The 12006-nt window shown below is 36.0% G+C and carries 15 protein-coding genes; 10 read left to right on the top strand and 5 right to left on the bottom strand.

The window, feature by feature from the left end; genetic code table 11:
- Window positions 1–2 precede the first annotated feature (2 nt).
- From ung to BMS_RS11060, 9 genes are all read left to right on the top strand, one after another.
- Window positions 3–683: a uracil-DNA glycosylase gene (gene ung / locus BMS_RS11020; RefSeq protein ID WP_014244897.1), complete on the top strand. Its 681-nt coding sequence runs from the start codon at window positions 3–5 to the stop codon at window positions 681–683.
- Entirely contained in the window at window positions 680–1672 is a 993-nt protein-coding gene (locus tag BMS_RS11025; protein ID WP_044557535.1) for an ABC transporter ATP-binding protein, read from the top strand. Before ung ends, BMS_RS11025 begins: the two co-directional genes overlap by 4 nt.
- Complete coding sequence (locus tag BMS_RS11030; RefSeq protein WP_014244899.1) at window positions 1662–2471, top strand: ABC transporter permease; 810 nt, start codon at window positions 1662–1664, stop codon at window positions 2469–2471. The genes BMS_RS11025 and BMS_RS11030 overlap by 11 nt, the downstream gene beginning before the upstream one ends.
- Window positions 2471–3262, top strand: coding sequence for an ABC transporter permease (locus BMS_RS11035; protein ID WP_044557536.1), 792 nt, complete (start codon window positions 2471–2473; stop codon window positions 3260–3262). The genes BMS_RS11030 and BMS_RS11035 overlap by 1 nt, the downstream gene beginning before the upstream one ends.
- Window positions 3263–3531: 269 nt before the next feature.
- The gene (locus BMS_RS11040) at window positions 3532–4035 is read left to right on the top strand and encodes an aminoacyl-tRNA deacylase (RefSeq protein WP_052590662.1); all 504 of its coding nucleotides are present in this window, start codon (window positions 3532–3534) and stop codon (window positions 4033–4035) included.
- A gap of 56 nt (window positions 4036–4091) precedes the next feature.
- On the top strand, window positions 4092–4469 hold the full coding sequence (locus tag BMS_RS11045) for a hypothetical protein (protein WP_014244902.1): 378 nt from the start codon (window positions 4092–4094) through the stop codon (window positions 4467–4469).
- Between the two features lie 7 nt (window positions 4470–4476).
- Window positions 4477–5280, top strand: coding sequence for a tRNA pseudouridine(38-40) synthase TruA (gene truA / locus BMS_RS11050; RefSeq protein WP_014244903.1), 804 nt, complete (start codon window positions 4477–4479; stop codon window positions 5278–5280).
- Window positions 5277–6026 carry a class I SAM-dependent methyltransferase gene (locus BMS_RS11055; protein ID WP_014244904.1) on the top strand — a complete coding sequence of 250 codons (750 nt, stop codon included), beginning with the start codon at window positions 5277–5279 and terminating at the stop codon, window positions 6024–6026. The genes truA and BMS_RS11055 overlap by 4 nt, the downstream gene beginning before the upstream one ends.
- A gap of 93 nt (window positions 6027–6119) precedes the next feature.
- On the top strand, window positions 6120–6680 hold the full coding sequence (locus BMS_RS11060) for a hypothetical protein (RefSeq protein WP_014244905.1): 561 nt from the start codon (window positions 6120–6122) through the stop codon (window positions 6678–6680).
- Here BMS_RS11060 and BMS_RS11065 read toward each other — a convergent pair.
- From BMS_RS11065 to BMS_RS11075, 3 genes are all read right to left on the bottom strand, one after another.
- On the bottom strand, window positions 6677–8527 hold the full coding sequence (locus tag BMS_RS11065) for an Lnb N-terminal periplasmic domain-containing protein (RefSeq protein ID WP_014244906.1): 1851 nt from the start codon (window positions 8525–8527) through the stop codon (window positions 6677–6679). The two genes, BMS_RS11060 and BMS_RS11065, sit on opposite strands and share 4 nt — an antisense overlap.
- The gene (locus tag BMS_RS11070; protein ID WP_014244907.1) at window positions 8512–8982 is read right to left on the bottom strand and encodes a DUF3015 domain-containing protein; all 471 of its coding nucleotides are present in this window, start codon (window positions 8980–8982) and stop codon (window positions 8512–8514) included. Before BMS_RS11070 ends, BMS_RS11065 begins: the two co-directional genes overlap by 16 nt.
- Before the next feature lie 83 nt (window positions 8983–9065).
- A complete protein-coding gene (locus BMS_RS11075; RefSeq protein ID WP_014244908.1) occupies window positions 9066–10418 on the bottom strand; it encodes a CobW family GTP-binding protein in 1353 nt (450 codons plus the stop codon).
- A gap of 93 nt (window positions 10419–10511) precedes the next feature.
- On the opposite strand from BMS_RS11075, the gene BMS_RS11080 reads away from it, so the two are divergent.
- Window positions 10512–10928: a Fur family transcriptional regulator gene (locus BMS_RS11080; protein ID WP_014244909.1), complete on the top strand. Its 417-nt coding sequence runs from the start codon at window positions 10512–10514 to the stop codon at window positions 10926–10928.
- On the opposite strand, the gene BMS_RS11085 is transcribed toward BMS_RS11080, so the two are convergent.
- On the bottom strand, window positions 10929–11336 hold the full coding sequence (locus BMS_RS11085; RefSeq protein WP_044557537.1) for a MerC domain-containing protein: 408 nt from the start codon (window positions 11334–11336) through the stop codon (window positions 10929–10931).
- A 73-nt stretch (window positions 11337–11409) separates the two neighbouring features.
- The gene (gene msrA / locus BMS_RS11090) at window positions 11410–11997 is read right to left on the bottom strand and encodes a peptide-methionine (S)-S-oxide reductase MsrA (RefSeq protein ID WP_044557538.1); all 588 of its coding nucleotides are present in this window, start codon (window positions 11995–11997) and stop codon (window positions 11410–11412) included.
- Window positions 11998–12006 lie beyond the last annotated feature (9 nt).

Here is a 12006-nt window from a genome sequence, read left to right on the forward strand (position 1 = left end):
AAATGAAATTAACAGATATCCCTCTCCATTCTAGCTGGAAATCATTGCTAAAAGATGAATTTTCTAAAGATTATTTTAAAGATTTAGAAGAGTTCTTAGTGAATGAATTTGAGAACCAAACCATCTATCCTCCTAGAGAAATGATTTTTCATGCCCTTAATCAAACGCCGCTGGAAAAAGTAAGAGTCGTCCTCATTGGTCAAGACCCCTATCACGGAGAAGGACAAGCTCACGGACTAAGTTTCTCTGTTGAGAAAGGAATAAAGATTCCACCTTCTCTTCGTAATATTTATAAAGAACTAAATGATGATTTAGGAGTTGAGATACCAGAGCATGGAGATCTCAGCAAGTGGGCACAAGAAGGCGTTCTACTTTTAAATGACGTACTTACTGTACAAGCAAAGAGTGCTGGCTCTCACCAGAAAAAAGGTTGGGAGAAGTTTACAGATAGAATTATAGAGCTCATTGATCAAGAGTGTGAGAATGTTGTCTTCTTTCTCTGGGGAAGTAGCGCTCAGAAGAAAGCAAGAAAAGTGGATACTAAGAAGCACCTTATCCTAAAGTCTGTTCACCCCTCTCCACTCTCTTCATATAGAGGTTTTTTTGGAAGTAAGCCATTTTCAAAAACGAATCACTATTTAAAAGAGAAAAGAGTACAAGAGATTGATTGGAATTTAAAATGATACAAACAGATAAATTAACTAAGAGTTTTAAAAGTTATAAGAAGAAGCCTGGATTCAAAGGTTCAATTGAATCACTCTATAAGAGAGACTATACCATTAAGCATGCTGTAGAGGGATTTGACCTCGATATACCGGATGGACAGATTGTTGGTCTCCTAGGTCCTAATGGAGCAGGTAAAACAACATTAATGAAAATGTTCACAGGAATCATTGTGCCCTCTGGCGGAGAGATTAATGTTCTGGGGCATAACCCTAGCGAGAGAGAAAAAGATTTCAGAAAGAAAATCGCTCTTGTCATGGGACAAAAGTCACAGCTTTGGTGGGATATTCCAGCAATGGATTCATTCTTATTATTACAAAAATATTATGAGATCGATGAAGAAGAGTTCAAAGAAAAAATTGAACATATGAGTACCATTTTAGAAGTGAAAGATCTTCTCCATATTCACGTTAGAAAGCTCTCTCTTGGAGAGAGAATGAAGATGGAATTAATGGCCTCTCTCCTTCACTCTCCAGAAGTTATTTTTCTAGATGAGCCAACTATTGGTCTAGACTTAGTCGCTCAAGAGAGTATTCGAAAATTTATTAAAGACTATCACCAGAAAAACCAATGTACTATTATCCTTACCTCCCACTACATGGCCGATGTCCAAGAGCTTTGCTCTAGAATTGTTCTCATTCTCAAAGGAAAAAAGGCCTATGACGGAGCGATTGGAGAATTTGAAAAGATTCTTGGTCACGAAAAGAGAGTCTCTTTTATTTTCAAGTCTAAGGTAGATAGAGAAGATCAGCTCTTTACGAAATTCAAACCAGAATGGTCACAAGGTGATTTAAAAGTTGAATTGCTCATTCCAGAAGAAGAGTTAAGAGAAGTTAGTGCAGAGATCATTACTAAATTTGATGTAAGTGATTTTAATACAGAGATCCTTCCAATTGAGAAGGTCATGAAAACGCTTATGTCTAACCCAGAGATTCTCAGTGTTAAGTAATTTTCCAAATATACAGAAATGGATTCAGACCATAAGAATTTCATGGTCTACTCTTACTGCCTATAGAGTTAATTTCTTTTTGCAAGTTATAGGGCCCTCGCTTGTCTTCTTCTTTATAAAGTACAACCTTTGGTCATCCATATATAGAGGCGCTGAAGACCTTATTATTCAAGGCTATTCCTTTACTCAGATGATTAATTATCATGCTTGGAGTTTAGTCGTCTCTCTAATTGCAGGAGGCTATGCCTCTCACAACTTAGCAGAAGATATTAGAATGGGTAGAATTTCTACTTATCTTATATACCCTTTTAACTTCTGGGAGTTTCATACAGCTTCCTTTATTTCATTTCAATTCATGCAGACTTTCATATCGGCGATAACGATTCTTTCCATATTCCTCTTAGGTATATTTGAATCCCTCACTCTTGCCTCTCTCCTAAGTGGTTACCTCTTTTGCTTCTTAGTAAGTCTAATGTGGTTTAGCCTTCAGTATATGACAGGGATACTCTCCTTCTGGCTAGAGGAGACTTGGATATTGCGTGTCCTGCTACAAATAATGTCTGCGTTCTTATCGGGGGCCATCCTTCCACTAGAGCTCTATCCAAATTGGATTACGAAAATACTCGTTTACACTCCCTTTCCTTATCTTAGTTACTATCCAATTAAGATTTTCCAAGGCGAGCATTCTCTACTTTCCAGCGCTCCACTTATCATAGTCGCTTGGACAATAGTCTTTGCTCTAGTGAATAAGTTTATATGGAATAGAGGCATGAAACTTTATACTGCGGCGGGGATGTAATGGAAAATTTAAAACATCACTTAAGTGTTTATCGAAAATTTGTAAGCACTAGCTTTTCCCAGTCCATGAGCTTTAGACTGAACTTCTTTCTATTGATCATTATGGATATATTTTTTTATTTCTCAAGCCTAATGACCGTTAACTTTATCTTTGATCACGTTCAAACAATTGGTCCATGGAATAAAGATCAACTCATGTTCTTCATCTCTTTCATGCTTTGTATTGATCACTTACACATGACACTCATAAGTGAGAGTTTCTGGGTTCTCTCTAGAGATATAAAGTCTGGCAATATGGACTTCACAATACTAAAACCAATCAACTCAATCTTCACTTGTTTCTTTAGACATATTCGTACCTCTAGTATTTGTAATACGATTGTCGTTTGGAGTTGTCTTATCTATTTTGGAACTAAAGTAAACCTAGATACTCTGGCGTGGATCACTCTTCCCATTCTTGTTCTATTAGGCTTTACCTTACTAGCAATTCTGGAATTCATAATTTCTACAAGTATGTTTTGGATGACTGAAGGAATGGGTATCAATTTTCTTAGAATGCAATTTCAAAATTTAAGTCGTTGGCCTAACTTTATTTATGCCTCACTCTCTAGGAAAGTTTTCACAATTATCATTCCTATCTTGCTCATTGGATCTGCTCCAGTACACTTCTTATTAGATCACACAATGTGGCACTATCTAATCTACCTCGTCGCGGCGATTATAGTAAGCTACTTTGTTCTTCAATTTATTTGGAAAAAAGCGATCAACCAATATGAATCAGCGTCAAGCTGATATAGGGGCCCTGGACACGGTATGCGCTGCTAATTTATGTCCAGGGCCTTAATGGGACTTACGTCCCAGTAATAAAATAAATTTATATATATTATTTTTATCAGCATAATCCACTGCATACAAGAAAAACAACTTAAAGATTTCTTGATGATTATCATTTTTGCCCTCATAACCTACTGAAATCTCGAAAATGTGATTTTTTATCTTCATAGTTTTCTAATACTTCATTCATATTTTGACACTATCATGGCCTTAACGAGGGGGTTTCTATGACAGTCCCAAAATCACTAATGGCCTACGTGGATTCAAAGAAAGTGAATTATTCACACATTCTACACCCGGCCGCCTATACAGCAGAGGATGTAGCGCACTCCATTCACTGCCCAAAACATCAACTTGCAAAAGTCATTGCAATTCATGCAGACGATAGAGATTTACTGGCGATTCTTCCAGCGTGTGACAAATTAGATATGAAGTCACTTAAAAGAGAGCTTGGCAGTAGAGAGGTTACACTCTTTTCTGAAACCGAACTTAAAACAGCGTTCAATGATTGTGAAATTGGAACAACTCCAGTCTTTGGTCATCTCTATGGAATGGATGTAATCGCTTCAACTAACCTCTTAGAAGACGCTGAAATTTACTTCAATGCAGGAACACATACAGATGCAATGAAGTGCACCCTAGAGGAATTTATCAATATAGAGCATCCAGTATTTGCTCAAATCTCCACTCTGCATAAGGACAATTTTGTCTGTCGTGACTTAGATTACTAGCCTTTACGTGACAATTTCTCCTCTTTGTGAAAGAATTATTTTGCAAAGGGGAATTTATGTCACAAGAGTTAGATAAATTTAAAGAACAAGTTCTTAAGAACCTACATAATCATGGCTATCCAGAAAAGAGTATCTCTTTTCCATTAGAGAAAATGTATGAAGTCGCCGACAATAAAGGACTGAGCTTTAATAAAGTTTTAGAAGTCTTAAAGTCAGAAGGCCATGAGAGCGAACTTACTGTTGATAAGGTTATCTTCTTCAAGGCTCAGGAAACTGAAGCCGAACTCGATGACAACTTTATGGCAAAGGCCCAAGAGGCCATGGCAAATATGTCTCCAGAACAACTCGAATCAATCCAGCAGATGATACTTGGAATGAGCCAAGAAGAAAGAGAAGACCTTCTTAAAAAAGGTAAAGAGATGGGGATGATCTAAATCCCCTATGAAATTCTTCTACAATGCTGAAGTTCACTACAATGGTGAGAATTACTTCGGTTGGCAAAAACAGAAAAATTTTAAAACGATTCAAGACACGATAGAAGATGCCCTAAGAGTCATTGCTCCATCAGAGAAAATTCGTACAATGGGCTCCAGTAGAACCGATACAGGAGTTCACTCTAGGGCCAATGTCTGCTTTATTCAAATTCAAGAAGATCTAGAGCCACATGAGCTTACAAAGAAACTTAACCAAGAATTACCAAACGACATAAGAATTACTAAATGTGAGAGAACATATCGTCACTTTAAAGTTGTCTACTTTGCAAAGAGAAAACAATACCTCTATATTTTTAAAATAAATAATAGTGACCACTCAACTTTCTATCATAGTATTGAAGAGAATCTAGATATTGAAAAAATGAAAGAGGCCGCAAAAGTATTTATAGGTACACACGACTTTAGAAATTTCTGTCATAAAGTTAGTGAGAATGTAGATAAGAAGAGAGAAATCTTTGAATGTAAAATCATTGAAGATCAAGACTTCATCTCAGAAAATAATTGCCACGGTAGCTACGCTCTTGTTATTGAAGGTAGTGGCTTCTTAAAGCAAATGGTGAGAATCATTATGGGCTCACTAATCAATATCGGCTTAGGTAAAACGACGCTCTCTCAAATTCAGGAAGCCCTAGTTTCAACTGAGTTTAAAAAAACCGGTTTTATTGCTCCTGGAGGCGGGCTCTATTTGAATGAAATTGAGTTTATACGAGACCCCTTCAAAGGCCCGAAATCAAAGAAGAAGAAATCATGAAGGCCATCAAGAAATATTTTAATAATTTATTCTTTTTAAAAAACGCTCCCCCAATCTTTGAAAAAACTTATCAGAGTATGAATAAGTCCAAGGCCTATAGAGACTACTGTGAAAAGGTTCATGGAACTTCCTTTAGTTGCTGGAATACATTATCACCTCTTCAACTCAACTTCTTAGAAGAATATTTTGAAACAAAGAGACCAAAATCTTTTCTAGATATTGGAAGTGGTAATGGAGAGCTTACCAAATATCTTTCTAAGAAATATAGCGCTAAGGCCACGGGCATAGACTTTGCGACTATGCCAAACTCAAGTAAGGAAGTTGAATTTATAAGAGATCAATTCTTAAATACTTCTTTTAATAAAAAGTATGAATTTATCATCTCAAATGATTCCTTCTATATGATTACAAGCTATAAGAAATATCTAAGGAAATGTTTATCTCTACTAGAGAATAATTCACACATGATTATTCTCTTCTCTCTAGTTAATGAGAAGTTTGATAAATCTCCTCTAAGAAAGGCCCTAGACTCTCTCCAATTAAATTATGAAATTAAAGACTTCACTGCTGACGATTATGAATTCTGGAAAAAGTCCCAAAGCATTCTAGAGCAAACGAACCAAGCTTTTGTAGATGAATCTCAGTTTTCACTTTGGAATATAAAAAAGAAGGAAGCTGACAAAAATATTCAACTTCATAACTCCAATAATATTCAACGCTTGGGCCTTGTGATTCAGAGAGGATAATTTTTCTATCTCACAGTAATGACGACAGACATATATACTAGAAAGGATAGAGTTTTTTGCTATGAGAGCAAGAGCTCTTCTTAAGGAGTAGATATGAGTTCAATTGATACTAGTTATGAACACTCACAGGAAATTAGAAAGCTTGAAACAAGAAGAAGAGAGCAATTTGATGAGTTGAAAAATAGCTACGAAGATCAAATCAGTGAAAAAGATACAGCTCATGATCAAGAAGTTAAGAATATTGTTAATACTTATGAAGACGATAGAATTGATACGGCTAAGTCATATGATGTTCAGCTTAGAGGTTCTACAAATGAGACTAAAGAGAAGATAGCCGACATTAAGGCCCGTCATAATAAAGAGCTTGAATCATTAAAAGCAGACTTTAAAGAAGAAAGAATTCAAACACGAAATGAATTTAGAGAAGAGCTTCAAAGAGTCTCAAAGAACTTTCATGAAATTCTAGAGAAGAAAGATCACGAACTAGAGCAAGTTAAGCTGACAAATGCGAAGAGACTAGATAAGGCCAGCAAGAGAAATATCAGAGATATCCAAACGGTCAATGATAGCTATAGAGAGAAAATAGAAGAGCTTCAAGATAAGCAAAAAAATGAGATCGAAAGATTGGCAAAAAGATACAAAGGTCTAGTTTAGAAAAAGTGAGCTAGGCCTATGGAATAGCTCTTATAGCTCTCCTTTGAAAGCTCCCCTACTTGTGTAAAGTAAATTCCCATCATCTTAATATCCCAATTCTTACTCACACTATGAGAGAGCTCTAGGCGACTCTGTAAATAATCTCTCTCTCTCTGATGATTTTTTAAAAATGAATAAAAGTAGCTACTCTCCAATATGAAGCGAGTTCTTAGAATATTAAGTCCCAAATTAACTTTAATATTAGGGCCCACTTTAACTTTATTCTTAAAGCTCTCATGCCCCTCTACTCTCGCACCAGTAAGAAAGCTAAAGAGGAAGTTATGAGTATGCTTAGTGAATCCCATATTCAAATTAAAGCTACCTTTATATGCATTGAGTTTCGCCTCTTCATATAGAGGAGCAACTCTTAAGTCTAAGCTCCAAGAAGTGTTCGTATCTAAGAATTTAAAGTCTGGTAGACTTTGAATATCAGCAATTAAGAATTCATTTAAAAGAAGCTCTTTCATATCGTAATTATACTTAAGAGAGAGCTTAAATAATTCAATCTGTGACCATGGCTCATAGCCACCAGCTGGATCACTTAACGAGTGAAATGAAGGCCTGTAGGTTAAGATCGTAGCCTCTTTATTATTCTCTCTAGCTTGTAATAGATCTAATCTAGCGGGAAGATGTCCTTCATCGGGAGGAATGGGCTTAGAATAGCTCATCTGCTCTTGATTAGTGAATTTAGAGGCAAGAGTGTATATTTTCTTTTGTTTTATTTGAAACTCCTTAGAGACCTTATTTTCGTGATCATGACGTATATAATCTAGGTAGTGAACTAAGGCCTGATAAGTTTTAGTATCCCCTTCTATATCGTGATTATCTAAAATCAATTTAAAATTCTCTTTTTGGGAGTCATTTAACTTATCGTAGTGAGCAAAAAATTGCTTTCGAAGTGAAGGGTAATATAAGTTTTTTTCAACAAGCTTATACTTCTTTAAAATTCTTAAAAAGTCCGTGGGAAGAGCGTAACCAACCATCTCTTCATCTAAAGGAAAATTTGTCACCAGGGCTAAAATTCTGGCCAGCACAGACGTACAATTCTCATCAAAGAAGTAGTAGTCAAAGTTTGCATTAGCATAGAGCTCCCAAATATGGTTTACCAAAGAGTCTAATTGCTTAGATTTAAGCCCAAGCATATATTCCCATATATCTCTGGATTCAACCTTTGAGTATTCTCTAAGGGTTTGATAGAAAGGCTGAACATCGACTATACCAGTGTAGCCACCAAAGAGCCCCTTTAGCGCGTAAAGAAAGCCTGGACTATCTTCGGCCTTTGCAGAATAGGCCACAACATAATTAAACATATCTAGACTTAGCTGATCACCATCTTTCTTATTAAACTTTAAAAATGTATGCCCAAACATGGACGAAGGATTATTAACAAATGATGAAGCAAAGATGAGCGATAGACTCTTGCCGCTTACAGCACTTTTCCATCTCTTAAAATGAGGACATTCTGGAGATTTAAAATCGAGCTCTGGAAAATTCTCTTTAATAAATTGAAATCTTTCAGGGAAAGCACATTGAGCGGGAATCTTTTGAGGAGTGTACTTCGCTTGCACTTTTTTAAAAGCTTCAATATTTGCTAGAAGTTCGTCTCTTAGAGAAGTCTTGCCATTTTCGGACAAGAAGAAAGACTTTGAGTCAGCATAGGACTCCTCTCCATTGAAGTGGAGAAGCCTTTTCCAATAAATATTTTCTGAAATTTGAGAAAGCTTATTTTCAAAGAGACCACTTCCCCTACTCGTTTGTACAAATAGGGTTAGTGATACAAGTAAGACTGCTTTTAGATAATTTGACAACTTCTAGATAGCTCCTGATCGCCTTGAACAGTCATTAAAATATTCTTAAGTGCCGCTGCTGGCTCAGTTGATAAATCAGGATAAATCTTATCAAAGTTTTGCTGAACTTTTGAATTAAAAAGTGCTGCATCTTCACAACCGATTAATCCAGAAAAGGCAGTAATATAGCTTCCTGAACCTAGCGCTATTTCTTTTTGAAGTTGATAGTAATTTGATTCTGCAAAGTGAATGATCTTACTTTCATTCTTAACAATCGAATGCTGAGCACAACCAGATGTACCGAAAGTCATTCCAAGAGTACTTGAGAAAGTGGCATTTATAAATGTTCTAGTAAAAGATGAAACCAGTGAGTTCTTCTTTAAAACGGCCCAACCTAGACCACAGCCTGAAGAAGAGTCTCCAGCAAATGCGTGTGTAGAGATTAAAAGAGATGCAATCAGTAATAATTTTTTCATTCTTCCTCCGTGAATAAATTTCTTTTAGATTATACCTCAGAATATCTTGTACACAAGCCTCGGACATCTCTTCCCAGAGTTTTTTACTCGACTATGCAATTTTTAAGTCCCGCCTCTAAACTTGGCCCTATTAGGCCTTTACCGATAAAGACTATCTTATTGATTCTTTGTTCATCAGCCCACTCTCTTCCATGATCAAATTTCAATGAAGAGTAAACTCCCTGAAAAAGAACTCTCGAATCATTGCCATAGAAGTGTAAGATTCCCTTAGATCTATAAATCTCATCTCGATATTGAGAGTAGAGAACATTTAAAAACATCTCAAAAGATTGTGGATTTAATGCCCCTGAGAACTCAAGTGAAATTGAATTAATCTCATTTCCATGAAAGTGCTCCACTTTCTTAAAACTATGATCTGTTTTAAACTCAATCTCATTTTCTTCTCTGTTTAGAATTTTTAATTGTAAGTGACTTGGATGATCACTTATAAAGAAGGCATAATTTCCATCGAACTCGATATCTAGAATATTTCTTCCAGTATGTTCTCCACCAAAATCTAAAAGAATATGCTCATCGACATTTACGTTAGCTCCACGCTTTGCTCGTCTTTGAGGAGAGAAGAAGAGAGAATTTGCATAATTAATAATTTTATCATTCAAATCATCTTCATCAATTTTAAAGAAGACCATTCTCTCATTGTGATGAGTATGATCAATGTTAAATTTATAAAATCCGGCCTTAAGCTCTATGACACCTGCCCAACTAAAAGGATACTCTACAGCATTGGCTGAGGGCATTGTCTCCTCTATCGCTTTTAAATCAAAAGACCTTGTTCCCATTACTTTTGAGAGATCCACTTTTGAATGAGTGGTTGAAATAATTTGAGCATTAGGATTTTTCACTTTTACTTTTTCTCTTATAGAAGTTAACTCTTCAGAAGTTCTAGTATCAGACTTGTTAAGTAGTATTGTTTCACTAAAAGCAATTTGATCATAGAAAGCAATCTCCTCACTATTTTCAAACTTCTCTAAGTTCTTTTCAAAGTGCTCACTATCGACCAGTCCTATCACAGAGTCTAATACAAAAGAGCGACTTAACTCTTCTGAAGAGAAGAAGGTTTCAATGATTGGTCCAGGATTGGCCATACCAGTGGCCTCAATTACAATGTGCTCAAAGTTCTTAGCATGAACTAGTAATTTATTTAAAGATTCGACAAGGTCCCCTTTTATTGAACAGCAAATACAACCATTGCTCATTTCAACAAAGAGATCATTGGAGCCAGAGAGAATTTCATCATCAATTCCTACTTCTCCAAATTCATTTTCGATCACAGCGATTTTCTTGCCATGATCTCCATTTAATATTTCATTTATAAAGGTGGTCTTACCAGAACCTAAGAAACCTACAACGAGTGTGACGGGAATAAGTTCTTGCATGGCAATATCCTTTGAATATAGTTAATTAATAGAGCTATTCTACCTCAAAATCTGGTAGTGGCTAGTCTCACAATTTTTTGTTAAGATATTTCTATGAACGAAAAAGAACTTAAGAAGATTATCAAAGAAGCAGGACTTAGCTTTACCAAGCCTCGCGCTGCAATTTTAAAATTACTAACGAGGGAACATGGTCCCTACTCAGCTGATGAGATCTTTGAAAAACTTGAAGAGGGACTCTGTGATAGGGCCACACTCTTTAGAACATTAAAGCAATTTAAAGAAAAAAATATTTTAAATAGTATTCGATTTGATGAGGACTTTGCTAGATATGAATTCAATCACCCTGGTCACCATCATCACCATATAATCTGTAAAGAATGTTCCAAAGTTATCGTCTTAGATCACTGCTTTGTAGAAGAGATTGATCAGAAGATTGAATTAATGGGATACAAAGACGTCGAACACAAATTAGAGTTCTTCGCCATTTGTCCTAATTGTCAGAATAAATAATTAGCAGTGCTTACAGAGAGAGTCTTTAAAATTAAAGAAGTGTCCTGTAACTAAAATAAGACCTGAAATAATATTGAGAATGATTTCAATCTCATGAATATGACCAAGAGAGGCCCTCTGCTCTACATACATGTGCAGTAGCATTGAAGAGAATAATTCAGTCAGACCAATAAGACCTAAAATCAAAGGTCTTTTCTTGTGAGTATGTCTATATGTCTTTAAGAAACTAATTAGTGCAATAGGCGCTACAAAAATAAAGAGTAGTACGTGAATAAGAACAGATTGAAAGTATTCACCAATCGCTGGAGCGGCCATAAGAATAAATGGTGTTGCCAAGCAATGAACACAGCAAGAGAGCGAAAGCGCTATTCCGATTTTATCCATTCTTTCTTGTTGCATATGGTCCATATTTACCTCTAATCTATGATTAGCAGTTATACTCACAATATGTTTTTTATGCAACTAGATTGCAAAAAATCTATCATTTTTTCCAATATTTCCTTAAAAATTGATCTCGACCTGAGTTAAATCTATAGAATTTATAGCGAATTGGGTTCTTTTCGTAATAATCCTGATGATAGTCCTCTGCGGGATAGAATTTAGACGCCTTTGTAATCTCGGCCACAATCTTCTTAGAGAACCTTTTGCTCTTTTCCAATTCATCCCTAGACTTAAGCGCCAATTCTCGTTGGGACTCAGTGGTGTAGAAAACGCCTGGGCGATACTGACTACCTCTATCCACAAATTGTCCCTTGGTATCAGTTGGATCAATATTCATCCAAAAAACCTCTAGTAACTTAGAATAGCTCACTACAGCCGGATCAAATTCAATCTTTACTGCCTCTGTATGCCCAGTTCCACCAGCACTTACAACTTTATAAGACGCAGAAGATTCACTTCCGCCGATATAACCTGAAGTCGTGGACTTCACTCCTTTTAATTTATCAAAGGGAGGCTCCATACACCAAAAGCAACCTCCTGCAAAAATCGCAACTTCACTCTTGGCCAGAGCCTGAGCACTTCCAGCTAGATATAAACTTATAAGTAGAAATATCGTATTTAACTTCATGAAAGATCT

The organism is Halobacteriovorax marinus SJ (assembly GCF_000210915.2).
Taxonomy (GTDB): Bacteria; Bdellovibrionota; Bacteriovoracia; order Bacteriovoracales; family Bacteriovoracaceae; genus Halobacteriovorax; species Halobacteriovorax marinus.